The organism is Candidatus Solincola tengchongensis, from assembly GCF_015711935.1.
Classification (GTDB): Bacteria; Actinomycetota; Geothermincolia; order Geothermincolales; family RBG-13-55-18; genus Solincola_A; species Solincola_A tengchongensis.
Window position 1 is genome coordinate 1 of the sequence record NZ_JACVJJ010000083.1, and the last position, 25,036, is coordinate 25,036.

Annotated in this window: 18 protein-coding genes, 1 other RNA gene, 1 pseudogene and 1 riboswitch; of the genes and pseudogenes, 12 read left to right on the forward strand and 8 right to left on the reverse strand. The window is 61.8% G+C overall.

Going from position 1 to position 25,036, the window contains the following annotated elements; translation table 11 throughout:
• Positions 1–531 precede the first annotated feature (531 nt).
• Complete coding sequence (locus H7007_RS07240) at positions 532–1,059, forward strand: hypothetical protein (protein ID WP_287154296.1); 528 nt, start codon at positions 532–534, stop codon at positions 1,057–1,059.
• 134 nt (positions 1,060–1,193) lie between these two features.
• Here the strand turns inward: H7007_RS07240 and H7007_RS07245 are convergent, their stop codons facing one another.
• Both H7007_RS07245 and H7007_RS13805 read right to left on the reverse strand, forming a co-directional pair.
• Complete coding sequence (locus H7007_RS07245; protein ID WP_287154305.1) at positions 1,194–2,912, reverse strand: N-acyl-D-amino-acid deacylase family protein; 1,719 nt, start codon at positions 2,910–2,912, stop codon at positions 1,194–1,196.
• Between the two features lie 37 nt (positions 2,913–2,949).
• Positions 2,950–4,001: pseudogene (locus H7007_RS13805) on the reverse strand (haloalkane dehalogenase).
• Positions 4,002–4,520: 519 nt separating this feature from the next.
• Between H7007_RS13805 and H7007_RS07260 the strand changes: the two are divergent.
• The 5 genes from H7007_RS07260 (at position 4,521) to H7007_RS07280 (ending at position 11,006) form a co-directional block, all read left to right on the forward strand.
• The gene (locus H7007_RS07260; protein ID WP_287154310.1) at positions 4,521–5,090 is read left to right on the forward strand and encodes an SCP2 sterol-binding domain-containing protein; all 570 of its coding nucleotides are present in this window, start codon (positions 4,521–4,523) and stop codon (positions 5,088–5,090) included.
• A 242-nt stretch (positions 5,091–5,332) separates the two neighbouring features.
• Complete coding sequence (locus H7007_RS07265; RefSeq protein WP_287154312.1) at positions 5,333–6,427, forward strand: hypothetical protein; 1,095 nt, start codon at positions 5,333–5,335, stop codon at positions 6,425–6,427.
• Positions 6,428–6,568: 141 nt separating this feature from the next.
• Positions 6,569–9,202 (forward strand): metallophosphoesterase family protein, encoded by a 2,634-nt coding sequence (locus tag H7007_RS07270; protein WP_287154314.1) that lies wholly within the window; start codon positions 6,569–6,571, stop codon positions 9,200–9,202.
• Positions 9,184–9,480 (forward strand): hypothetical protein, encoded by a 297-nt coding sequence (locus tag H7007_RS07275; RefSeq protein WP_287154316.1) that lies wholly within the window; start codon positions 9,184–9,186, stop codon positions 9,478–9,480. The genes H7007_RS07270 and H7007_RS07275 overlap by 19 nt, the downstream gene beginning before the upstream one ends.
• Positions 9,481–9,563: 83 nt before the next feature.
• Positions 9,564–11,006, forward strand: a complete 1,443-nt coding sequence (locus H7007_RS07280) for an acetate--CoA ligase family protein (protein ID WP_287154318.1) — start codon at positions 9,564–9,566, stop codon at positions 11,004–11,006.
• A gap of 50 nt (positions 11,007–11,056) precedes the next feature.
• Here the strand turns inward: H7007_RS07280 and H7007_RS07285 are convergent, their stop codons facing one another.
• Together H7007_RS07285 and H7007_RS07290 are read right to left on the reverse strand one after the other, a co-directional pair.
• Entirely contained in the window at positions 11,057–11,506 is a 450-nt protein-coding gene (locus H7007_RS07285) for a nuclear transport factor 2 family protein (protein WP_287154320.1), read from the reverse strand.
• A 292-nt stretch (positions 11,507–11,798) separates the two neighbouring features.
• A complete protein-coding gene (locus H7007_RS07290; protein ID WP_287154322.1) occupies positions 11,799–14,306 on the reverse strand; it encodes a glycoside hydrolase family 38 N-terminal domain-containing protein in 2,508 nt (835 codons plus the stop codon).
• 501 nt (positions 14,307–14,807) lie between these two features.
• Between H7007_RS07290 and H7007_RS07295 the strand changes: the two genes are divergently transcribed.
• Positions 14,808–16,466: a class I adenylate-forming enzyme family protein gene (locus H7007_RS07295; RefSeq protein ID WP_287154324.1), complete on the forward strand. Its 1,659-nt coding sequence runs from the start codon at positions 14,808–14,810 to the stop codon at positions 16,464–16,466.
• A 125-nt stretch (positions 16,467–16,591) separates the two neighbouring features.
• On the opposite strand, the gene H7007_RS07300 is transcribed toward H7007_RS07295, so the two are convergent.
• From H7007_RS07300 to H7007_RS07310, 3 genes are all read right to left on the reverse strand, one after another.
• On the reverse strand, positions 16,592–17,131 hold the full coding sequence (locus H7007_RS07300) for an SCP2 sterol-binding domain-containing protein (protein WP_287154325.1): 540 nt from the start codon (positions 17,129–17,131) through the stop codon (positions 16,592–16,594).
• Positions 17,132–17,202: 71 nt separating this feature from the next.
• Positions 17,203–17,637, reverse strand: a complete 435-nt coding sequence (locus tag H7007_RS07305) for a helix-turn-helix domain-containing protein (protein ID WP_287154327.1) — start codon at positions 17,635–17,637, stop codon at positions 17,203–17,205.
• 175 nt (positions 17,638–17,812) lie between these two features.
• Complete coding sequence (locus tag H7007_RS07310) at positions 17,813–19,234, reverse strand: acetate--CoA ligase family protein (protein WP_287154329.1); 1,422 nt, start codon at positions 19,232–19,234, stop codon at positions 17,813–17,815.
• A 77-nt stretch (positions 19,235–19,311) separates the two neighbouring features.
• Between H7007_RS07310 and H7007_RS07315 the strand changes: the two genes are divergently transcribed.
• Complete coding sequence (locus H7007_RS07315; RefSeq protein WP_287154331.1) at positions 19,312–20,229, forward strand: creatininase family protein; 918 nt, start codon at positions 19,312–19,314, stop codon at positions 20,227–20,229.
• A gap of 18 nt (positions 20,230–20,247) precedes the next feature.
• Here H7007_RS07315 and H7007_RS07320 read toward each other — a convergent pair whose 3' ends face one another.
• Entirely contained in the window at positions 20,248–21,447 is a 1,200-nt protein-coding gene (locus H7007_RS07320) for a hypothetical protein (RefSeq protein WP_287154333.1), read from the reverse strand.
• Between the two features lie 170 nt (positions 21,448–21,617).
• On the opposite strand from H7007_RS07320, the gene H7007_RS07325 reads away from it, so the two are divergent.
• The 4 genes from H7007_RS07325 to H7007_RS07340 form a co-directional block, all read left to right on the forward strand.
• The gene (locus tag H7007_RS07325) at positions 21,618–22,628 is read left to right on the forward strand and encodes an amidohydrolase family protein (RefSeq protein ID WP_287154334.1); all 1,011 of its coding nucleotides are present in this window, start codon (positions 21,618–21,620) and stop codon (positions 22,626–22,628) included.
• A 313-nt stretch (positions 22,629–22,941) separates the two neighbouring features.
• Entirely contained in the window at positions 22,942–23,226 is a 285-nt protein-coding gene (locus tag H7007_RS07330; RefSeq protein WP_287154336.1) for a hypothetical protein, read from the forward strand.
• A 535-nt stretch (positions 23,227–23,761) separates the two neighbouring features.
• Positions 23,762–24,138, forward strand: an RNA gene (gene rnpB / locus H7007_RS07335) — RNase P RNA component class A.
• A gap of 451 nt (positions 24,139–24,589) precedes the next feature.
• Positions 24,590–24,673: riboswitch (cyclic di-GMP riboswitch) on the forward strand.
• A gap of 153 nt (positions 24,674–24,826) precedes the next feature.
• On the forward strand, positions 24,827–25,036 hold a 210-nt coding region (locus H7007_RS07340; RefSeq protein WP_287154338.1), incomplete at its 3' end, for a hypothetical protein.

Genomic DNA, 25,036 nt, shown 5'->3' on the forward strand with positions numbered 1-25,036 from the left:
GCCTCCAGCAGGGCCACGGGAGTGGAGGAAGCCCCGCTGCAGAAGACCTTGTCTCCCGAGACGATGCCCTTGACCGCCTCCTCCGGGGTTGTCAGCTTGGATTCGTACATCTCCTTCCACTTGTCCATCTTCTACCTCCCTCTCCGGCGCGAATGCATGCCCTAACCACCGCCGCCGTCGGTGGCCTACCGCCTGCATCCTCAGACTCCGTTTGCCCCCCCGGGTTATTGCGGCCAGACGAGGATGTCCGGGGATTAAAATAACATAAAGCAAGACAAGGGTTCTTACCAGGGGAAAATATCCCCGGAAAGGGAAGGGAAGAGGATCCCCGCCGTGCCGACGCTCGCTCGCCAGAAAAACCACAACCCCTTCCCTTCTGGGTCTTCCTCATGACGGAGGGCAAATGAACTGCGAGGCGCGCGAGGCGGCGGGGAAGGTTCGCCTTTTTCTGTAGCGAAGAGATCCCGTCACGGGGTTGGGATCGAGGGTAAAATAGGCGAAGGTAACCGTTTTCCGCGGTGTGCAGAGGGGGTGTGCGAGGTGAAGGAGGTTCCCGATTACGAGAGGTATCCGGTGAGCGAGGAGGAGATGGGCAAGCGTTACCGCAACTGGACGGAAGTGCTGGCGCGTCAGGTGGTGACCCTGTACCGTGTGGGCAGGGAGGTAGGAGGCGAAGAGTTTGTGCAAAGGCTGCGTGAGGAGTTCTACCGCCAGGGAAAGAAGGGAGCGTCCATGTGGATGGCCCTTTCCGGCACACGGCCCGAGGACTTCGCGGATTGCACTGGCCTTCCCAGGCTGCAGGACACCATCGACGACGCTTTTGCCAATTTCTGGGATGGATACGTGGAGAGCACGCCGCATGCTTTCGAAAAGGAGCTCAAGACCTGTCCCGTGGCCCGTATCTGGTCGCGGGAACCGGACATCTGCGAGATAATGATCGCCGCGTCACTGGTCGGCATGCTCGAGGAGCTGAACCCCAGGTTTAGGACCACGGGTTTCACCAAGTTGTTGACCAAAGGGGACCCCGTTTGCCGCTTCAGGGTCGAGCTGGCGGAGTGAACCGGGGAACCGGCAGGGCGTTCAAGGAGTAGGAGGCCTGGAAAAGGGGCCCACGCTCTCGGTGATAAAGGACGTCCGAGTCCACACCCCGTCCCAAACGCCCGCGATCCGGAACTCGATTCACGGGCCGTCATTCAACGCGCCAGGACCTGCCCGGGCAGGGCATCAGCCTTGTACTCCCCCTTCTCCAGGACCACCTTTCCGTTGATCACCACGTACTCGATGCCCTCCGGGTACTGCCGCGGGTTGTCGTAGGTCGAATTGTCTCGCACCTTTTCGAAGTCCATGACCACCAGGTCGGCTGCCGCGTCTTTCCTGATCACCCCCCGGTCTTCCAGCCCGTAACGAGAGGCGGCGAGGCCGGTGCAGCGATGGACGGCGTTCTCCAGGGTGTACAGGCCGAGCTCCCTGACGTAGTGTTGGATGATGCGGGGAAAGGTGCCGTAGGCGGTCTGGGGCGGAGAGCCTTTCTCCGGGAAGAGGACGTCCGCGCCCACCGAGAGCTGGGAGTGTTCCTGCCCGCGCAGGAAGACCTTTTCCGACCAGGGACGAGGAGGCATTCCCATGAGAAAGACCACGCAGCCCTCCTCCTCGACGGTGAGGTCGGCCAGAAAATCGAAGGGGTCCTTGCCCGCCTCACGGGCCAGGTCCACAACTCGCCTGCCCTCCATGTGCCGGTTCTTCTCGCTTCCCACGGAGAGGATGGAGAGCATCTTCCATCCCAGGCACTTGATGTAGTTCGAGGCCCAAGACCCGGGTTCCCAGTGGGGCCACCTGGCGGTGACCGTTTCCACGTCGTGCCTTATCCTCGCTCTCTCCTCCGGGTCACTCAGTCGCCTGATGAGGGCCTCGGTGCCCCCTTCCAGAGCCCAGGGAGGGTAGAGCTGGGTCACCGTGGTGTTGCCCATCACGTAGGGGATGAAGTCGAGCCCCACGTCAATGCCTTCGTCCAGCGCCCTGTCCACGACCTCATATGCCCTTAGCAGCACCCCGTTGGGAACCCCAGGAAGGGGGATGACGCGGTTGATCACCTCCATCAAGCCGGTTGCCGCATAGACCAGGTCGGCCATCCGTCCAAGATTGGGGACGCACATGAAATGGCTCACCTGGAGGGGGGAATCGCTGCGTCGGGCTATCTCCACGGCTTCCTCAACGGCGCGGTCGAAGGTGTCCGTCAGGGAGCGGACGTGGCTCACGTATCGGCCGCCGTGTTCCCGGCTCACCTTTGCCAGCTCCACCAGCTCGTCGGTGTGGGCATACATGCCCGGGAAGTAGGTGAGCCCGGTGGAGAAGCCCCGGCACCCGGCTTCCATGTCCCGGCGCACCAGCTCCTTCATCCTCTCCAGCTCCTCCGGAGTGCAGAAGCGGGCCTGTGGGCCCATGACCGCTATGCGGATGGGTCCGTGAGCCGACAGGGGCACGAAGTTGATGGGCAACCCGCGCTTGCGCAGCCATTCCATGAACTCACTCTGGGTTTCCCACTCCGGACGGAATTCGCGTGAGACGCCCATGCTGTGAAGTGTGGAGCGGAAAAGCTCATCGTGTCGGATCGGCCAGGGGGCCAGTGACCATCCGCAGTTGGAGACCACGCAGGTCGTGATGCCCTGCCTTACATAGGGCTCGAACAGTTCGCGGTAGTCGTCACGGATGACGTACAGCTCATTGTGGCTGTGGATGTCGATGAAACCGGGAGCCACCACCTTTCCCTCCGCCTTGATGGTGGCGAGCGATTGGGCCTCGGAGAGGTTCCCCACCTCCGCGATCCTCCCGTCCTTGACCGCCACATCCGCCGTGCGGGGCGCGCCGCCCGTCCCGTCGACCACCCGGCCCCCTCGAATCAGGATGTCGAACATTCCCGCACCTCCCCAAAAGCTCGCTCGCCGCACGCTCTCAGCTTCCACGGATGAAGTCCACCACCACCGCGGCCAGCTCCTCTCCTTTGTCTTCCTGGAGAAAGTGACCTGCTCCCTTGATGGTCACGTGTTTCCGCCCCCGGGCACCCGGGATCAGCGATTGCAGCAGGGCGTCGCCCCCGCGGGTTATGGGGTCCCCGTCGCTGAAGGCGGTGAGGAATGGCCTGTCGAAGCGGCCCAGGCTCTCCCAGGCCCTGCGGTTGTCCTCCGCAGCGGGGTCGTCGGGGGATATGGGCACCAGGGAGGGGAATATGCGCGCCCCCTCCTTGTAGCTCTCATCCGGGAAGGGGGCCTCGTAGGCGGCGACTACCTCGGGAGGGAGAGGACTCAGGCAACCCGACTGGATGATCCTTCCGATGGGCAGCTCGGGAGTCTCCTGGGAGAATCTACGCCAGGCCATGAAGGCCTCTCCCAGAGGGTAATCTCCCGTGGGCAGGCCGGTATTTGCCGCCACCACCCGGGAGAAGAGGTGAGGGCGCTCGGCCACCAGCCGCAGGCCTATAAGCCCTCCCCAGTCCTGGCATACCAGGTTTATACCCCGCAATCCCGTGCGGTTCAACCATTCCCGCATCCATTCCACGTGGCGTGCGTAGGTATAATCCTCGCGGCGCGCGGGCTTGTCCGCTCGGCCACCAGCCGCAGGCCTATAAGCCCTCCCCAGTCCTGGCATACCAGGTTTATACCCCGCAATCCCGTGCGGTTCAACCATTCCCGCATCCATTCCACGTGGCGCGCGTAGGTATAATCCTCGCGGCGCGCGGGCTTGTCCGAACGTCCGAAGCCCACCAGGTCCGGGGCCACGGCGCGGAACCCGGCATCCACCAGGATGGGTATCATCTTGCGGTAGAGGTAAGACCAGGACGGTTCGCCGTGGAGCATGAGCACCACCTCTCCGTCTGGGTCACCCTCGTCCAGGTGATGTATGCGCAGGGAGCCGCCCTCTCCGTCCGGGATGAGTGTGTAATGCGGCTCGAAAGGATAGCCGGGGAGGTCGTTGAACCTTTCATCGGGAGTGCGCAGAATTTTCATCTCCTCTCGACTCCTTTGCTTTCCCTCCAGTCGATCATACCCGAAAGGCGAGGGCCTGTTTGCGGACGCAGCGCGGTCTTGATCCGGGAATCTGACCCTCCCAGCGGCTCGAAAGTGTTTTCTGGATTTCCCTCGCCATTCCCGGGACCGGGCCTCATATCCATGTCCTGCTTCCATCTCGCGCCTCTTTTATACCTCCTGGGGATGATGTTTAAACGGCCCACCGTCCCGTTGATCGGCGGGGCCTGACGGAGGGTAACGGGAGTTGCCGGCTAGGCGTAGAGGTGCAAGGAGAACAGTCCGCCCCGGGCGGGTCGATGCGCATGGCCTTTCGGTACCCGGGTGTCAGTTCAATAGCCACGCCGTTTGCCGTTACGTTGAGGGAAAAGGGGCTTCGCGTGGGAGCGGAGGTGTGGAGGTCGTCGGAAAGGGGCCGGCCGGGGTGCTATCATTTGCCTCGACTGTGCCGGGGGGTTGCGATGGTTTCCGATCCGGAGAACGGAAAGGGGAGGTGCGGAGATGGCTTACGTCTACGGTACCACGGAATGGGAGGAGGCTTTCGAGGGTCTGGTGGGCGATCTGTCGGAGGTGGAAAAGCCCCCCTACATCATGGGCACCCCGGCCTGGATAGGTGCTTACCGAAAGCTCATCCAGGAGGACGAGACCTACCGCAGGCTGGCCAGGGGCTGGGAAGGATCGGTGGTCATCCACATCCTCCCCGAACCGGGGGTGGGGCTGGAGGACGACATGTACCTCATGCTGGACCTGTGGAACGGGGAATGCCGCTCTGTGCGCCTTGTTCCGAGGTCGGTGGGCGAGGAAGGCGATTACGTACTGACTGCGGATTACCATCGTTGGAAGCAGGTGATGACCGGGGAACTGGATGCCACGAAGGGGATGATCCAGGGGAAGATAAGACTGAAGGGCAACCTGCCCACCATCGTGCGCTACGCCAAGGCCGCCACCCGACTCACCGAGCTGGTGGGAATGGTGGACACCATCTTCCTGGACGAGATACCCCCGGAAGAGGTCGAGGCCTTCAAGCCCTGGGTGGATTTCATAAGGGAGGAATTCTCCCTCTCTGACTGAGACGGCTTCAGGGCGGCCCTCTACGGCGAGGGGTTTATCGACGGGGCACGAATAAGGCGGCGCCGGCTGCGGCGGGAGTGCCCGCGGTCCACCTTTTCTTTCGTCGCCCACTCTGAACGTACCGATTGGTACTGTCTTATACGCATCCCGCAATCGGACGATAATTTAGCATTGATGAAGTGTAACGGTGCACGGGGTTTTTTTCTAGAAAAGGTTGGAGGACGGGAGAAAGGGGCGTTGGCATGACCGGCATAGAGCTATGCCCGGAGTGCGGGGTTCCCCGCCATATCACCTCGGAACACATGTGGCTTAACGGCGGCATCATCGTGCAGAGCCGTGATCGCCGCAACCGTATGGTCTTCGTGGAATGCGAGAACCTCGATCCCCTTTTCGCAGGAGTCCAGGAACTCATAGGCCTTCCGATCGAGCACATGCTGATAACCGCCAAGAGGAGGGCCGTGCGGGCCTATCTGGGGAGCCTGTTACCCGACGTGACCAAGGAGCTCCTGCGCCGCCGGGAGCTGGACTGGCGGCCGGTCAATGACGGCCTCCGCCTCACGGCCAGGCTCATGGGTTACGGAAGGTACGAGGTTGTCGATTATCGTTTCGAAAAGGATGTCGACGACTATGTGGTGGAGACCATCTCCGAACCCTACTCGGTGCCGCTGGCCTGTGGGGACATGGCCGGCGCTTTCGAGATACTCTTCGGCTGTGACCTCGCGGCGAAGTACCGGAGGCTCACCGAGGACCTCTACGAGATAACCTGTTACGTCTCCTCGCACCCGGAGGAGCTCAAGGGCAGGCTGAAATTCCGCCATTTCCCCGTGAGGGAGGGAGACGTGGAGTTGGAGAGGTGCAAGAGTTGCGGCGGACCTCTGGCTCTTTCCAATTACCGCTGGCACCCGGAGCGCGGGATAATCCTGGGCTCCACCACCGGAAAGCGCATGATCATGACCGGGATGGAGGTGGACGCCATATTCGGCGAATTGGAGAACGAAATCGGCGAGGACTTACCCGGCATGTTCATAGAGGCCCAGAGGCGCTTCGTGCGCGCCGGCTTCTACAGCATCGAGGGAATGGGGCGCCTGGACATGCGGGACCAGCTGGCCCTGCGAGGCTTGGGGAACCTCACGGAGTTGAGATCCAACCAGAGAGGGCTATACTTCCGCATCGAGAACGCATTTCTTCACCTGATGGTGGTCGGCCTGGTCCAGGGGCTCTACGAGATGACCTATGACGTGGATACCCACCTGGAATGGAATTTTTCGGAAGATGGAGTGCTGGAAGTCTCCTTGAGCCCCAAGGGGCAGGCGAAAAAGAGCGCGGTTACGGCCTGAGGTGAGGCCGGCCCCGACCGCTTCCTGCCGCCTGGCGCGCGGCCCGTTCCCCTTCATGTTCCCAACCCCTTGATGTTGTACTAAAATCGAGGTGAATTCAGGGAATGACGGTGGCGAAGGCGGCAAAAGGAGTGACGGGGGATGCCGACAGGGGGATTTTCGGGAACTCCACACCGCAGAGAATCCTTTCACCTCACGTCTCGGTCCCTTCTCTGCGTCTTGCTGCTGGCGACCCTGCTGGGAGTTTCATCCAGCCCGGGCGGAAAGACCTGTAGGGCCGCGGAGCTCAACCCCACCGGTTCACTTCCAGAAGTCGCCAAACGCATCAATGAGCTCATCTATCCCACTTTCGGTTTCCCGGCCATCGTACCACGTGGTTCCAGGCTGGTCATCGAGTGGGACTGGAGGAAGGGTGTGCCCGGGGCCCCGCGGCCGGAGATGGAATCCGTGAACCGTCCGGAGGATTGGGAGGTCCTGGTGACCACATCGGTGGCGGCCAACCAACAGAATTACGACGGCTCCGTGCCCGGTGACCCCGATGACCCGCCTTCCGAATGGTACCGCCTGGGCGGCCCTTCTTACGGGACCTATCGGAACCCGGTGCACACGGTGGTCAACACCAGGCGGCTCACGGTCGTCGGGGTCAGGCGAGGGCCCAGCCGACGCTGGCCGGAGATCTTCGGCCAGTCCGGGTTCGAGGTGGATCACATCGAGGTGGAGGTGCCCCTAGACGTTCCTCTGGACCTCTATGACCTCCACGTGCGTTGCCTCTCGGAGCGCGTGTCCTCGGCCTTCCGCCTGGCCGACCATCAGCCCCACGCCCTCCAGGTGATCAAGGGGTATAGCGACCACCTGAGGATCGTGCACATAACCGATACCCACGTCTACGGGCCGGAGATAAGGAACGGCTTGAACCTCGATTACAACTCTTTCGAACTGCGCGAGCCCCGACCCGGGACTCCCGCCCGCTTCGACCTCTCCGCCTTCGGGTATCCCGGTTTTCCCATGGACCTGGACGGTGACGGGAAGACGAACGAGGGGGCCATCTACCTGCAGGAGGAGCTTCAGGCCATCAACCTCATGAACCCCGATTTCGTGGTCTTCACGGGAGACGCGGTCTACGCCCAGAAGAACTTCAACACCTACCCCAAGGACACCTGGATCTGGGGGGACGTCAACGGAGATCCGGGCACCGAGTACCGGTTCGAGTACACCTGGTGGTACGACGAGCTCCTGGCCCTCAACGTGCCCGTATTCTGTGTGCCCGGCAACCACGACGGTTACTGCTGGGACGGGCATGTGGTGGAGCACGACGACGGGCAGGAGATATGGCAGGACCTCTTCGGGCCCCTGTATTATTCCTGGGATTACGGAGACATGACCTTCCTGGCGGTGAACACGCTGGACTGGGAGAAGCTGGATCCCGACGGGCCTGAGCCCTTCGCGCCCTCGGACGCCAACCCGATCCTCTGGGCTCTGGCCACATCGCTCTTCCCGGAGATGGCGAGGGATTATGACGACCGCAACGGTTATCTGGCGGATTTTACCAATATCTTCCTTCCCCTTAAGGTGATCATACCACACAAGTGGCACGGCCAGGTCAGAGGGGACGGGGATCCCTGGGGATGGGCGCCCTGGCCCTGGGGGCCGGACCCCGATGGCGACGGCTTCACCGGGCAACTGGCCTGGGTGGAGGGTGAGCTGCGGCGTGCCCGGGAAGAGGGCCGGAGACTGAAGGCCGTTTTCATGCACCACGATCCCTTGCGCACCGCGGGCTCACCTCCGGAGGCCTTCGCCAATGCCAAGGAGCTCGGGCTGGTGGAGCTCGCGGCGGGAGAGGGGGAGGGTTCCCAGGCGCTCATGTACCTGTTGCGCAAGTACGAGGTCTCCTTCGTGGCCACGGGTCACACCCACAGCGACGCTGTGAACCGCGTGGAGTGGGCCCCTTACGGAAGTTCGCCGGGGGAGGTGGTGTGCATCAACACCACCGGAGCGGAGATCCCCGTGGACGGGAATTCCCTGCTCCTGGACCGGACCTCCCAGGGCTATGCGGGCTTCCGCCTCATAACCATACGCGATTGCCGCCTTTCCGAGTGGGGTTTTCCGGGGGCGGAAGGGAATCCCGACCGCAAGTGGTCCATCCCCGGCTGGGAGGGCCTGGCGGTTGGGGCGGGTGAGGTCAACGAGTACACGAAATACCGCCGTAATCGCCCTGTGCTCCAGTGGATGGAACAGGACAATTCCACCAATCCTTCCTACCCTCGACCACCGCTGCGGAATGGGGAGGGGGCTTTCGACAAACCGCTCCCCCTGAACCTGGAGGGACCCTTCGATGACGTGACCTGCAAGGCCAGGAACACCCTGCGTCAACCGGGAGCGGTGATGGACCTCTACGGTTGCCGTTTGGAGTTCCCCATGAGGTACCTCTCCGGAGGCGCCTATTATGCGGTGAGGAACGGCCGTATCCTGGAGCAGTACGACGCCGATTCCGGAGAGCGCATGGTGGTGGTGCTGGCGGACTTGCCAGGGGGCAGCGTGCTCCCCATCAGGGTATACGCGGCAGGCAGAGACCATGGCAGGCCGGTCGTGGACGAGGCGAGGATAGGCGATGGGGGAGGCGTGACGGACCGCCTGGTGGTTCAAATCACCCTGCGGGCTCACGACCAGGAAGCGGGCCTGATGGACGTGCGCGTTTCCAACCGGCCGGATTTCTCCGGAGCGTATACGCGGCAGGCAGAGACCATGGCAGGCCGGTCGTGGACGAGGCGAGGATAGGCGACGGGGGAGGCGTGACGGACCGCCTGGTGGTTCAAATCACCCTGCGGGCTCACGACCAGGAAGCGGGCCTGATGGACGTGCGCGTTTCCAACCGGCCGGATTTCTCCGGAGCGTCCTGGATTCCCTGCCGTGACGGCGAGGTTCTGGTCCTCCCCTGGAGGCTCGAAGAGGGGCCTCCCGGATGGCGCCGCGTTTACGTGCAGTTCAGGGACGCGGCCATGCCCGGTAACCTGCGCACCGTGAGGCTCCATGTCTATTACCGTGCCGGGACGTGACGGCATGCCCCCGGCGACACCTTTCCTTTTCAAGAGGGTGGGGAAACGTTTCGATAGATCGATTTTGACCTGAAGGAGGTGCCGTGCATCCGCTGGAGATGATCATGAACCCGAGGTCCATCGCCTTTTACGGGGCCTCCAACAATCCCCTGAAAATGGGGAGTATGCAGCTGGCCAATCTCCTGGAAGGAGGGTTCGACGGAGAGGTATATCCCGTACATCCCACGGAGGGAACGGTCATGGGGCTCCCGGCTTACCGCAGCATATCCGAGATCGGCCGTCCCGTGGACCTGGCCCAGTTGGTGTTGCCTACCCATCTGGTGCCGCGCATCATGGAGGAGTGCGGAAAAGCAGGTGTGCGGCGTGTGATCGTGATCTCCGGAGGCTTCAAGGAGGTTCAGGACGGGAACGGACGGGAGCGGGAACGGGCTTTACAGGAAATAGCTTCCAGGTATGGAATGCGCTTCCTGGGACCCAACTGCGTGGGGGTCATGAACCGGATGCGCTCCCTGAACACCACCACCATTCCCGAGCCGCCTTTCGGGGGAGGCATAGCCCTAGCTTCCCAGTCCGGAGCCTATACCTCCATGCTCAACCCCTACCTGAGGGCGCAGGGTATGAGCATATGCCAGACCATCAGCGTGGGCAACGAGGCGGACCTGGACCTCGTGGACTGCCTGGAGTTCTTCCGCGAGCAGGATGAGGTGCGGGCCGTGGGCCTGTACGTGGAGACGGTGCGTCGGCCGGAGCGGTTCATCGCCGTGGCGAGGGAGACGGCACGGCGCAAGCCGGTGGTCGCCGTGTACGTGGGCGGGACGGAGGCGGGATCGCGTTCCAGCCTCTCCCATACCGGCGCGGTCACCGGGCCTGACGAGCTCTACGACGGGCTGTTCAGGCAGGCGGGCGTGATCCGCGCCGAGGACATAGACCACATGCTGGACTTACTATGGGCCCTTTCCACCCAACCGCTGCCCCCGGGCCCACGTATAGCCGTGATCACCAATTCCGGAGGCCCCGGGACCTCGCTTGCCTATCACCTGGAGAAGTCGGGGATGAGGGTTCCCGAGTTCTCCCCCTCTCTTCAGAAGGCCCTGCGGGAGCGGACCGGTCCTCTCACTTCCGTGGCCAACCCGGTGGACATCACCTTCGAGACCAATATCGCCATCTATAAAGAGATTGCGGAGGAGGCCTTCCGTTACGGCGAGGTGGACGGGGCGGTGATCTACGGTATATTCGGGGCTGCGGACATGGGGACCAACCTGAAGAAGCGGCTCCCGGAACTCGCTCCTATGGAGGACGCCTGGGATGAACAGTTCCTCTCTTTTCTCCCGCAGCTGGCCCAAGTGCCTTTGGAACATCGGAAGCCGCTGCTCGTCATGTCCTTCCTGGGGACCGCCAGCCGCACCATACGCTGCCTTGTGGAGAACGACCTTCCGGTCTTCACCTCGGCCTCGCGCTGCGCCCGCGCCTTGCGCGGCCTCCTGGACTACCGGGAGATCAGGGACTGGCTGGAGAGAGTGAGCTGATGGAAGGTTCCCACCCGGGAGACGGTTGACGTCTCCCTTTTTCGCGCCCTTCAATCGGGCGGCTCTATCCCTTTGAAGATCTCCTCCATGGCCTTCTCCATCTCCGCTTCCGACTCCGGCATAGAGATCCTCCAGGCGCCGTCCTCGGTGATGAGTATCATGTCGAACTTCAATTCCGATTCGAAAGCCTTGAGTTTGAGGGTCACCGGGACCCTGGCCTTGTCGCCGGAGATGTCCGGGTGCCCGACGGAGTAGCTGTCCAGGCTCTCCGAGAACCCCTCTACCAGCTCCTTTTTATCCTCCACTTCTCCACGGCTTTCCCGGCTCAGGAGCTCATATGCCAGGTCGGCGTCCTCCGCCAGGGAGGCCTCGAAGAATTTGACCACCACGGTGTCCGGTCCTCCGCCCGTTTCGGTTTTCTTCCCGCATCCGGCCAGCGGCAGGAGGCCGGCTATCACCAGGACGATGACGGCAGCGGTAGAAAAAAGCCTGGTCTTCAACGTGCCTCCTTTCCCTGTCCTCTTTTTCATCGGCTGTCCGAAATCCCATAAAAATAATAAGATCCTGTGAGCGCTTTTAAAAGGGGACTCTGACGGATAGGAACAGACCCCACAAAACGACAAGTGGCTGACCATAGGCGGATTCACCGGGTCTTATTAAAAGGCCCTCGAAAAATACCATTTTGTGGTAATTTTACAAGTCCGAGAATAACACCTCTCGGTCCGGAGAAAACTCCAAAATCGTGATGTTGCCGGCCTCGATGGTGGTGCTACGGGATCTATCCGGTCGGTCCTAATCCGTGACGGGTCCCCACTTCCGTTCAATGAACACTCTGACCGTCACGATGGGGGAGTTCATGGGAAAGGACACCCGGCCTCCGGAGACGGTCAGCTTCTCCATTTCCCTTTCCCGGGCGTCGCAGAGGAAGGCCTCCGTTATGTCCGCGTCCTCACGGAAGATGACCACTTTTTCCGAGGCGGGAAGAGGGGAGAAGAGACGGAGGATATGCCCATCCCCCCGGAGGGGCCTCTTGGCGGCCAGAACAGCCAGGTCTTCGGGGACGGTCTTCCAGCCTGCGGGCCAAGCGAGGGCGTCATCCTCCCACACCGCCCTCAGGCAGGCGCGGAGTGCGCCCTCATCCACGTCAGGAGGGCGCAGAAGCAGTCCGTAGTCGTGAGATTGGAGGCCGCGGTCCGGCCCTCTGGCGGGAAATGAGAGCAGGGGGAGGATCCCGAAGGCCCGTTCCCTGGGTGCGTTGCGCATAACCCCAAGCTCCATACCACCGCTCCGGACAAAGGCCGCACAGGAGGGCACGCCCGGGAGGAAGGCGATGTCCCAGTTCCCGTCGTCGTCCTCGGGGATCACTAGGCGTCCCGAGGCCCAGAAGGTGGGACGGTATAGTTTCTCCAACGGGCGGCGTACCAGTCCACCGTTGACCTCCATGAGAAGACGCCGGATTTTCCCGGTCAGGGGAAAACGGACCGATGCGGTGCGGTGGTCGGGGAGGCGCCCCTCGACCCTCATCCTCAGGAGTGGAGACGCTTCCCGGCACCATATCCATCTGACCAGTCTCCTCCCCTCGAGGTCGGAGATCACCTCTACCCGGAGGGAGCCTTCCTCTTCCACCACCCGAACGACGGCTGTCCTGTCCGAGCTGCGCGCCGTCTCACGGAAGGAGCCCCCGGCGAATTCGTGGCCCATGCGCCAGAGGCCGCCGCTGTCCCGGTAGGACACCACGTCGTTCGCCAGTCCGTTGAAGAGCTCCACGCCTCTTTCCAAGTCCGTGAGGCGAGAGATGCATCCTCCACGCCGCCCGTCTATTTCCAGCCTGTAACGGGAGGTCTCCACGACAAGGCGGTCGTCCTTCAACCTCCATGCAGGCCGGAGGCGTAGGTTTCCCGCCTTCCAGCGATCGGGACTCCCGTCGCCTGAAGGTGAAGGGGCGTCCGCGTGCAGACCGGGGATGGCTATGACCGTGTCTTCCCTTCCTTTCTCCAGAACCTCCTCCAGCAGCTCGCGTGACTCCCTCCGCCACCGCAGGAGCAATGGCTTCTGCTCTCTTTCCCATACCCTGGCCGGCGAGGTCCCGGTCACGAAATCGTGATGGTTGGCCATGAGGGCCTCGTCCCAAAGGTCCCTCAACCGGCGCCAGAGGCCCTCGTCTCCATCTCCACATGCCCTCATCTCGCGCTCCACGAGCAGTTTCTCCGCTGCCACCAGGCAGCGGACAGCGGAATCCCAGAGTTGCTTGGCCTCGGGCCGGGAGAGGTAGAAGCCCATGAAGTAGGGGTTGGGATCGAGCTGGACCACGGGGAGGCGGGACCGGTGGGCGGAGACCAGGTCCAGATAATCCTCCAGCGAGGCGTTGACGGCGAAGACCCCAGTCTTCGGAAAGGCGGTGCGGTTGTATCCGTCCAGGACGTCGGTCAGGTGGGGGAGGGGGTCGTTGAAGTCCAGGCCTATGGGGCAGAACATGTATGGCGTGGGCGAGAGCGGTTCGAGCCTCCGGGCGAAGCCTGTGATCCTGCGCATGGACCGCGCAAGGTCGAAGGAGGGGGAGGGGAGCCCGACCTTAAATCCCATCCATCGAGTCCATCCGCCGTTGATGAGGGTGTCCCCTTGCCCATAAGTATAGGGGTTGAGGTGGCAGACGACTTCCTCGCCGTTCGCGTCCCTCCATATGAAATCCACGCTGCGCCTGTCCTTGAGCAGTAGGGAGGCGCTGGAACCGCGCAGCGGGTAACTTCCCGGCGGCCGGTAATCCGAGCCGGGGAAGAGTAGCCCGTCGATACGGCTGAAAGCGGCGTACCGGAAGCCCATGGCCCGGAGCATGGTGGGGAGGGTAGGGCTGTTGCCGAAGTTGTCGGGCAGATAGGCCAGGCGCGGTTCCTGGTGCATGCCGTTCCTTCGCAGCCACTCCTGACCGTGCAGGAAATCCCGGATAAGGGCCTCCGGCGGGGGAAGAAGGGTATCCGGGGTGTTAACGCCGCTGCCGCTCAGACGGATGCGGCCGGAGTTGACCCATTCACGCAGCTTCTCCCTGTCTTCCGGATTCCTTTCCCAGTACATGCGGAGAAAGAATACGGACTCGATGCTGAAGACCCTCCTGGGTTCCCGCTCCAACCAGTGCATCATCCTCCGGAAGATCTTCCGGATCCGAAAGCGGTAATATTCCTCGCTGGTCAGAAGCCAGTCGGGATCCCAGTGGCTGGATTCCGCGAAGACCAGCACCCTGGCCGCGCCGGAGGGAATTTCCAGCCTTTCCCTGATCCCCTTTTCCTCTCTTTGTGGTCCGAGCATACACGACCTCCATGGCAATTTGGGAGAGATCTGTGATCGCCGCTCGCCTCGGCATGGCCGCCTGCCGGTATCATACCCCTGGACGGGTGTTTTCCGGAACGCGGAGCGGCGGCGGCCGGTTTTCTTCCCTCTTTCCCTCAGGGAAAGAATCGTGCATCGCTTACCGGCAGAAGCTGGAAAGGTAGAACAAAAGTGTCGCCTTAGCATCCATCAATGAAACCACGAACTTCCGCCGGCGCGGGACGGGTCAAGGATAAATGGAGAGGGCGCCCCGAGGTCCGGCCCAGGGAACCATCGGTGATGTGTTCCGCTCTGGCCCGTATTGGGAGATCGCCTTCCGACCTGACAATGCAAGCAGAAAAAACGAAGCAAGAGCGCGATCTCCGGATGGTTTGCCTTCCTCCCCAGAATGCGAATATCATTTCTTTTAGTATCATCATTTCGCGGAATCGACGTTCCGATTGAAGGGCTGCGGAATCGGGCAGGAGGAGGGATGGCGGCATGTTGAGCGAGGGTTGGCCGAGGGACGGTGTGATAGACGAGTGGTTCGAAGGCGCTCTGGAAACCGCTTACGCAAGGAGATACCCGAACCTCACCGCCATTTTCAAGGAGGGGCTGGCAAAATTCCCGGATCAGGAGATCTTCATCTTTCCGACCCTTGGCCAGAGGTACACCCGGCGCCGCCTCGACGAGGCGGTGCGCAAAGTGGCCGCCTCGCTGAGACACGAATATGGCATCCGGAAGGGCGACAGGGTGGCCATGATCCTTCTCAACAATCCGGAGTTCTGCATCAGTTACCTGGCGATCGCCGCGGTGGGCGCCATTTCCGTGGTCATCAACGCCAGGCTGGAGACGGATGAGATCGCCTATCAACTGCGGGATTCCGGTTCCCGGCTGGTCATCGTGGAGAACGAGCTCTACGACAGGGTGAGACCCCTCCGGGATAAACTGGAAAGCCTGGAGCAGGTAGTCACCACGGGAGATGAAGGGAAAGAGGGGACGGTCCCCTTCAGTGCCCTCCTGGCCCGCGAGGCCCCTCCCTATATCGATGTGGAAGTCGGCGAGAAGGACATCTGCAGCATATGCTATACCTCCGGGACCACGGGTCGTCCCAAGGGCAGCATCATCACGCACCGCAACGTGTGTACCAACGCCCAGGCCCTCCTGAGCTGCATGCCCTACTTATTGCCGGAAAAATATACCATGGACGACATATACCGTATAAAGCAGATGATATCCGTTCCCCTCTTTCACGTGACCGCCCTACACACCCTTTTCAACCTCTGCCTGTTGGGCGCCTCGGCTGTGGTGCTGCCCGTGTTTCAGGCGGATCAGGTCATCGAGAGCATGATCGAGGAGAAGGTGAACTTCTTCGTGGGCGTGACGGCCATGTTCTGGCTGCTGCGCATGCAGCCCAATTACCAGAAACTGGTTGAGGCAGGAGATCTGGAGGTCATGTTCCAGGGAGGATCCCCAATGCCGCCTGAGCTGGGCGAGCTGATGTTGAAGGACTTTCCTCACGCCAAGATAGGGAACGGCTTCGGCATGACCGAGACCACGTCCATCGGTGCCGGCTCCCTGCTGCCGCCGGAGCAGGTGATAAAGAGGGGTTCCTCCATAGGTTGGCCCACGCCCCCCACCCTTTTCAAGGTGGTGGACGAGCAGCTGCGGGAGGTCCCGGTGGGCGAGCCGGGGGAGCTGTTGATAAGCGGCGCGGGGGTGTGCCGTGGGTATTGGAACCTTCCCGACAAGACCAGCGAGAGCTTCGTCGTCGATTCCGAAGGGCGCAGGTGGCACCGCTCCGGGGACGTGGTGGTCAAGGACGAGGAGGGCTTCTACACCATCGTGGACCGCAAGAAGGACATGATCCTGCGGGGAGGGGAGAACGTCTACTCCGTGGAGGTGGAGAACCTCATACTCACCAACCCCAAGGTGCTGCAGGCGGCCGTGGTTGGCGTGCCCGACCCCGTGCTCGGGGAGAAGATAAAGGCGGTGGTCTTTCCCATGCCCGGCCATTCGCTGAGCCCCGAGGAGGTCGTGGAGTTCTGCCGCGGGAAGATCGCCGATTACAAGGTGCCGGATTACGTGGTGGTCTCGGAAATGCCCCTCCCCATGAACCCCGGGGGGAAGATCATCAAGGACCGGCTGCGGGAGTTGTGAGAACTCCTTCTCCGCGGCAGTAACCCGGAGAGCGTGAAAGCCGGCCTCCGCCGGACGCCGGAGGTGCGTGCCCTCGAGGAGCAGGAGGGTGTCCCGGTGGCGGAGGCCGGCTCGGCTTCCCGGCTTCAGGGCATCAGGTTGGCCAGGGAGAGGGCGAAGGACATGTCTCCGTCCAGCTTCACCTTTCCTTGCATGAAGGCCATGGGGCCACTGAGTTCGCCGGTGGCCATCTTGGCGAAGTCCTGCGAGGAGGCGGATATGGTCACGCTGGGGGAATCCGCCCCGTTGAACCTCACGGTCACCGGCAGGGTCCAGTTGCCGGGCATGCCCATCTCCAGGGTCACCCTGCCCTTGGCCGCGCTTACCGCGTCGTACTGTTTGCGCCCGGTGAAGGAGCTGACCATGTCCACAAGGGGGCGGATGACGTCCTCCGGGATGATTACCTCGAGCATGGGATTCTCCAGCCCGCCGGGATGGACGGTGATCTCACGGGCGTCCTTGATGGATATGCCGTAGACGAGGCTCCTCTCCCCCTTGATCACCAGCTGTACGGAGAAGTCGGTTCCCTCCATGTCCGGGATGGGTTTCTCCTGCAACCGCTTGGAGACCAGTCCGGGCACGTAGGATTCCACGAATTCCTGCAAGGTGATGGAACTTTCGGTCATGGATAAACCCCCCTTTTCTGCCTCGTGATCCCGGCGGTCGAAATCCACCTCACCGGAGCTTTCAGGCTCCGTCACTTCCCGCGTGGGGCGGCATACCACGGGTCTCGTGCACGGTCGACCTTTTCCCCGCCGGGTTCGCAGTAGGCAAGATTCTTCCCCTCCAGGCGCCGTAACGCCCGTAAAACCTCTTTGCGGCTCAGGCCGAGCGATTCGGACAGTTCGTCCACATCCGCCCCGGGGCACTCTTCCAGATAGGTGAGCACGTTCAAGGCGTTCTTCTTGAGCTCGTGCACCCTCTGGCGCCCCTTTTCCGTCAGGCCGATCTTCTCTAGGCTCCTCACCTCCTTTCGCGCCGCCAGGAAGGCGTCGATGTCCTCCTGGGTGATGATGTACTTCTTCCCGACGCGAGCCGCCTTTAACTCCCCCTTGCGAATGTAGTGCCTGACCGTCTGGATGTTGACCCCCAGGGTCTTGGCCACCTGATAAGTGCTGAGATAGTTTTTCAACGCGCCTCCGAGGTCAAACATGTGTCGATGGTTCGATGATATGTATATCTGATATATATGTCAATAGTATATGGTGTTGCAATATATCCATGCGATACCGATTCCGGCCACATGCCCGGTCGTAAGGCGGTCTCCCGTCTCGTCCGGATGGGCTCGGGGTATGGTGAAGGAGGGTTCAGGTATTGACCAGGGAAAGGGCGCGCATGGCCCGGGCCATGGAAGGATATACCGGCACACCGCCGGAGAGCAACCTGTCCCGCATTCTGCGGGAGAGCTCCTCGACGGCCATGTCCTTCAAGCCCACGGCGCGGGAATAGAGGACCAGGACGACCGGCTTTCCCGTGTCCCTTCTGATCCTGACCAGGATATTCGCGGCTTCTTCCAGACCGGAGTCACCGAACAGCCCGTGGGCGAAGTTCAGGGCCAGGTCGAAGACCAACACGTCAGTGGTCGGGTTGAGCGCCGCCTCGCGAATGGCGGCCTCGAAGACCGGGAGGTGGGTTAGAGGGGTCCCGATATCCAGCGGATTGCCAACCGAGGACCCGGGGTAATCGAGTATCTCGCGCAGGCGGGCCTCCGTATGGCCATGGAGGAGCGGCACCTCGAGGCCTTCCGCCTCTGCCAGGTCACCCGCATAGGCGCCCAATCCCCCGCCTCCGCCGGAGATGAGCACCCTTTTACCGGGCCTTCTCCCCAGATGCTTCAAGGCCAGGAGCACGTCGCAGAGCTCTTCCACGCCGGAGGCCTCAATGACCCCGCACTGCCTGAAGAGACCTTCCCAGAGCGAGGAGGCTCCGGAAAGGGAGCCGGTGTGGGAGAGGGCGGCACGGCTCGAGGATTCCGATTTTCCCACCTTCCACATGACCACGTCCTTATGGGAAGCCGCTTCCTTGAGCGCGGCGAAGAACCTCCGGCCGTCCGAAATCCCCTCCAGGTAACCGGAGATGACCCGGGTGGCCGGGTCCATGGAGAAGTAGAGGAGGAGGTCCGCCTCGTTGAGGTCGGCCCCGTTCCCGTAGCTCACCACCGCGCTGAAGTGGATGCCCAGATCTCCCGCCATGCGTGCCACATGAGCGGAGAATCCGCCGCTCTGGGAGATGAAGGCCACCTCACCGGGGGAATCGCTGAAGTCGTGACCCGGGAGCAGGGTAAGGCGGTTGCGCGGGTTGTAGATGCCGAAGCAGTTGGGTCCTATGATGCGGAAACCGCCCCGGCGGGCGATGCTGACGGCCTCCGCCTCCAGCTCCGCTCCCTGCTCGCCTATTTCGCGGAATCCGGCGGCCAGGAGCACCACGCCCTTCACCCCAAGGCGAGCGCATTCCCTCAGGATGTGCAGGGAACGATGTGCGGGGATGGTAACATATACCAGGTCGGGCACCTCGGGAAGGGAGTTCAGATCCGGATAGCAGGGATGCCCCATTATCTCCCTCTCGCCGGGATTCACAAGGTATAAGGGTCCCGAGAAGCCGAAAGCCAGCTGTGAGGCGGTGAAGAGGGAGCCGAACTTGAAGGGCTTTCCCGAAGCCCCCACGATGGCCAGGGAGCGGGCGTTGATTATGGCGTCTATTTCCGCGAAATCGAAGTTCAATCCTACCACGTCCCTTCCTGCGCGGCCTTCATTATATCAACCGCCGCTCTGGGGTGCGATCGAGGTGTCCGTGTTATAATTCCGTCATGGCTGAGCGACTAGTATTCATGGACCTCACGGGCCCGGAGATCGACGCGCTGGACCGGGAGAAGACGGTTTTCGTGCTCACCTTGAGCCCTCTGGAAGTCCACGGCCCTCACCTTCCGATGGGCACGGACGTCTGGGTGGCGGAGGAGGTGCGCGACCGCGCCCTGACAAAGGCGGCGCGGAGGAATCCGGATCTGGGCTTCGTCGTCCTTCCCTCCTTCTGTGTGGGTAGCGACACCATACCCGGCTCGGTGGAGGTGGACAGCCGGGCGGTGAACCTCCTTCTGCGCGGCATCGCCGGTTTCCTGGCCCGGCGCGGCTTCCGGTACCTCCTGGTGGTGGACAACCACGGCGGGCCGCGTCACCAGATAGCCACGGCCAAAGCGGTACGCAGGCTGTACCGCGAACGTGGTTTTCACATCGTGGCCCCTTTTCTCTCCTTCTACCGGCGTATGGTGGAGCTGGACCCGGACCTCCTTTCCCGCCTGGGGGCCGGACCGGGAGCCTGTGGTGACGCCCAGGATTGCCATGCCGGACTGAACGAGACCTCGCTGATGCTCAGGGCTCACCCGGAGAAGGTGAGGGCTTCCTGGAAGGAATTGGCAAGAGTTTCCATCAACCCGAGGCGGTGGCCCGGCATCCTCCTGGGTTTCGTCGGCCGCTTGGCGCGGGAGCTTGGAGGGGAGGAGGTGGGGAAGGACCTCTCCTACATCGGGTTGATGCTCTGCTGGGTCACCGAGAGCCGCCCCTCCAACTATATCGGCGAGCCCCGTGCCGCTTCGCCCGAGGCCGGTGAGCGCATGCTGGACGCCTTCTCGGACGAGGTGGTCGCCCGCCTGGAAGCTGCCCTGAGGGGAGAACCTCCTTACCACACCCCCCTGGGGTGGACCCTCCGCCTCCTGGAACCAAGCCGTTGATACCGTCCGTGTAGGGGTTCAGGGATTACCTTCCGCGAGGGACTGGAAGGTCCGGGCCAACTCCTCGTACTCCAGGCGCGAGAGGTCGCCGGTCACGGTTATCTCCACCTCCCCGGCGACCAGTTGCATCTCCTGGCGGTTGAAGGTTACGGTGTAGGATGCATCCGCGGCCTCCCGAGGGAACCTTTCCTGCTGGACAAGGTAGGCTCCGGAAAGCAGGCCCAGGCCGGAAGTGTAATATCCGAAATCCTCCACCCGTGGGACCTCCTTGATTTCCGCCTGTCGGCTACCCTGGCGCAGAAGGAGGTAGAACTCGCGGAAACCCTCCGGGAAACGCAGCGACCGTTCGGAGGCTGAGAGGTCGGAGGCCGCGGGGTCTCTCCAGAAGGAGCCGGCCTCCTCGAACCCCTCCAGTTCGGGAAGGAGGGGAGAGAAACCGGTTCCCTCAGGCGTTAAAGAGGCCGGGCCGAGGCGGCAGGCTCCGTCCTTGACGTCGAGGCTCACCGGAGAGCCGGTCCGGCCGAAGACCGCGGCTATCTCCGCGGCTGATTCCGGAAAGGGTTCCAGTGGGAGAGGTGGATCCACGCAGAGGTCTCCGTAGCTGAAGACCACCCTTCTTCCTTGCTCCAGGACCAACTCCCTGCGCAGCGGGAGCCCGTTCTCGGTTTCCAGCCACACCTCGGTCTCCGGGCTGAGCCCCTCCGCGGACCGGAGGTGATAGGTTTTCCTGCCCTCGCGGTCCTCCAGGGAGACGACCGACAGGGAGCCGCCCTCCAGCATGGAGAGCAGGGAGTAGTAATAATCCGCGTTTCCCATCATATGGTAAAGGGAAAGGTAGACTCCGGTGCCACGGATGGGCGGGACGTCCTCGAGGAGTTCGGCCTGCAGGGAGATGTCGGAGCCCGAGTCCTCCAGCCGGGCGCGCACCACCCGGTTCCCCGACTGGGCGGCGTAACGCGTGGGGACCATCTCCCCGTTCCTCTCTTCCAGGAACCGGTAGCGGTACTCGTCCGGGAACCGGAGGTGAAATTCCTCGCCGTAGACCTTTTCGCCGTCCTCCGTTCGGCAGGTGAAAGTGAGGGATTCTATCTTTCCCGCCTTTTCCCGCAGCAGCTCGACGAGCTCGGCGCGCAGGTCCGCTTTCCCGCATGCGGGGTGCGACAAGGCGGTGAGGGACAGGAACAAGAGAGCCGCCGTCTTGACCAAGGCACGTCGCATGTTCGACTCCTTTCCTCTCCGTTTATATATACCTTGGAGCCGCTTCCCGTCATCCGCCCGGATGCTGACGGTGGAGGTTGTAATATAATGCTGGAAAATCTCGCGGAGGTCCTACCGGGGAGCCGGCCGGCCCAGGTGTTCAACGCAGCTGGAGAGGGAGGGAGGGACAGATGAAGAGATCGCCGCAGGCCGGGGAAGGGGAGGCTCCAGAAACGCAGGCCGCCGTCCTCGATCGCTGGACGGGCGGGAAGACGGGAGCCCAGAAGGAGGGGATGGAGTGGATCGACCCCCACGTGCACATCCTCCCGCCCCGGCGCATGGCCGGCCTGGTGCGCTGGGTCAGGAAGTTCACTCCGGGATTCCCGGTGAGCGAGGAGATCACGCCGGAGGAGATAGTATCAGCCCTTAGGGAATCGGGCATCCGGCTCTTCTTCAACCTGGTCTTTCCCCTCTGGGAGGAGGAAACGGAGGAGCTCAACCGCTTCAACCGCGACCTATGTTCCGGGATTCCGGAGGCGGTGCCCTTCGGTTCGCTCCATATCGAGACCCCAAACAAGGAGAAAGAGACCAGGCGGTGCATCGAGGAGTACGGGTTCCTGGGCATGAAGCTTCATCCCTATGCGCAGCGGTTCCCCGCCTTCGACGACGATATGAGGCCCATGTTCGAGGTCCTGAACGAGCACCAGCGGCCCTTCTTAGTGCACACAGGCTTCGATGTCTTCTACGGCATGTACATGGACCTTCAAAAGATGGAAAGGGTGCTGGGCGAATATCCCGGCATGCAGGTGGTCGCGGTGCACGCGCTCTTTCCCCGCTTCCGCCTCGCCCACCGGCTGCTGAGCGAGTACGATAACTTCTGGCTGGACATGACCAACTCCATCTCCTGCATGCGCATCTACGAGGACCTCAAGGTGAAGGGGGATCCGCGTCCTCCCGTGGCCGAGAGCCTGGAGGTGGAGGATGTGGAGGAGAACTACCCCTGGTTCCGACGCCTTTTCGAGGATTTTTCCCACCGCATCCTCTACGGCACGGATTTCCCGGTGGGCTTCGGGTACCATCACGCCCTGTGGGAGGACCTGCGCTATTTCGGGTTCGGAGAGGCGATAGAGAGGGACCTCCTGGGAGGTGCGGCACGCAACCTGCTGGAGCGCTGCGGTTTCGGCCACCTCATGCCGCGGTGATGGATCGCGGTAATAGATAGGTATATATTTCGGTATCCAATCGCGGGAATGTCGGGCACCTCGATTCCGGCCATCTTATGCCGCGTCAGGAACAGGTACTCCCAAGCCGCCTTCTTGTGCCTGCCCCGGTTACGCCGGAAATGCGGTCCACTCCGGAGGCATATCGAGGATTTCCGCTCGGCAAGGTTTGGGATGCGACACCGCGAAAATGCTTACCTAACTTAAGTAACTGGAAGGGTAGCGGACCTGTGGTTAGAATAAATGGCGAGCGTTGAAACTCCAGGTCTCGGATGGGTGCGCAAGGAGGTGGGTCATGTCCGCGGTCAGGGATTACCTGAAGACGCAGCATCTGTTCACCATGAAGGCCTTCCTCTCCCAGGAGGAGAACCCCTCCCAGAGGGTATGGTTCCACTTCGACGAGGAGGGGAAAGTCACCGGGCACAGCTTCGAGCCTGCGGACAAGGAGTGGGACGGCACAGGCCCTAAGCCGGTCATCACTCCCATGGGCCGTTACGAGGGGGAGGCCAAGCTCTCTGAGAACTGGGCCGAGTTCATCAAGATGGCCGAGGAGGAGGAGCAGAGACAGAGAGGATCATAGCGAGCCCCGATTCCTGTTCCGGAAGGGTCGACGCGTCGCCCGCACAAGTTTCCGTCGTAAGGACACATACCGGGCCGGGCTTGCCGGCCCTTTCTCTTCTTGCTCTTCGGGCGACCTGAGGAGACGGAGAATATTTTACGCTTTTACCGGGAAGTTTCCGAGGTTTTCATCCGTTACGCGTTTGCGGTGACCGGTCATTTCAAGGCATTGCGGAGGAAAATGGATCACGTTGGGCAGGCAAATCCATGAGACGTCAAAACCACTTCTCATTGAAGCGTCGATGCCGGATCCACGGCCCCGCTTCTAAGGCCCCCATTTCCGCTACCGTTCAAGGGCCGGGATTCCTATAAGTAGCCGGGTACCCGGTGTAAGCGGTTACACGAAGCATCGCTTTTCGGCCGCCATTTTAGGTGTTGAAAAAAATTCGAGGCCTTCGTATCGCTACGGCTGAACAGGCAGAGAGAAGAGGAGGCTGAGGTCATTCCATCCGGAACGTTTTTGCGTGTGTCTATGTCGAATATAATAAAGATCGGAGGGAGCCGGCCGGGTGGTCGCGGGCGTGCTGCTCACGCCTGAGGAAAGTCCGGACTCCACAGGGCAGGGAGCTGGGTAACGCCCAGGCGGGGTGACCCGACGGAAAGTGCCACAGAAAGGGAGACCGCCCACCGCCCATTTGGGGCAGGGGCAAGGGTGAAAAGGTGGGGTAAGAGCCCACCAGCGGTCCTGGTGACAGGGCCGGCTTGGTAAACCCCTCCCGGAGCAAGGCCAAGTAGGAGCCGATGCTGTGGCCCGCAGCGCTTGAGGCTCGGGTAGGCCGCATGAGGCCGTCGGTAACGGCGGTCCCAGATGGATGACCACCGCCCGGGGCTGGCTCCCCGGGTACAGAATCCGGCTTACAGGCCGACTCCCTCCGTACTCTTTATGCTTCCCGGGAAAGCCTGCCTCCGGTCCTCCGCGCCAATGCATGTCAGCCGCGAAGCCGCGATAAACAAGAGTATAAGAACTTTGAACTTCACTGCGGGCTCTCGCTTGTCTATCACGGGGACTACCTTGGTGATTGTTGTCCTGCTTGCCTTCATCGGCCACGGCTCCAAAGACCTGCCGTTGTAAGGACGGGCTTGAGCGACGGATGCGGAAACCGAATCCTCGGCTCAACCGGCGCCGACCTTTCTTTGTTTTATCCATGGATAAGCAAGATGGCCCCGCAGGCCGCGTCTTTTTTGTCGGAGCTCCTTCGAACACGATGGATAAAGAGTCAATGTTTGATAATTTCTCAGATCTGGAAAAATGTATAGATAGTTTGCTTGTCACTCTTTGGGGGAGCGGGAAACCCGCAAGAGCAACAAGGAAATAGCACCGGCAATCGAAAGCGGGAAGCGGTGAACCGCGGTCTTGAGTTGGTCACCTTGATCGCGGGGAGCTAATGGTGAAACCGGCCCGAACACGTAATGTGTTCGGGTTTTTATAGCCGAAAAAGGAAGGCTTTCAGGGAGAACAAGCAGAAAGGGCTACAAGGGGCTGAAAACCAGGAAAGGGCGGAAGGGTTGCTTTTTTCCTTGAATGGTAATTGTTTCCGGAGAATAGATTGGAGGGATACGGGGTGAAAGAGCGGAAACATCGCAGCTCCTCTTCCATACGCATGGGCATCGCGATCATCGCCCTCTTCCTGTGGATCATGTCGCTTAACCTGCCGGTGATGGCGGAAGCCCAGAAACCTTGCATCGCCACAGAAAGAGCGGTCTATCAACTGGGGGAGACGGTAGCCATTCGGGGCACCGGATGCCTTGAAGCCGGGAGTTATCTCGTCAAG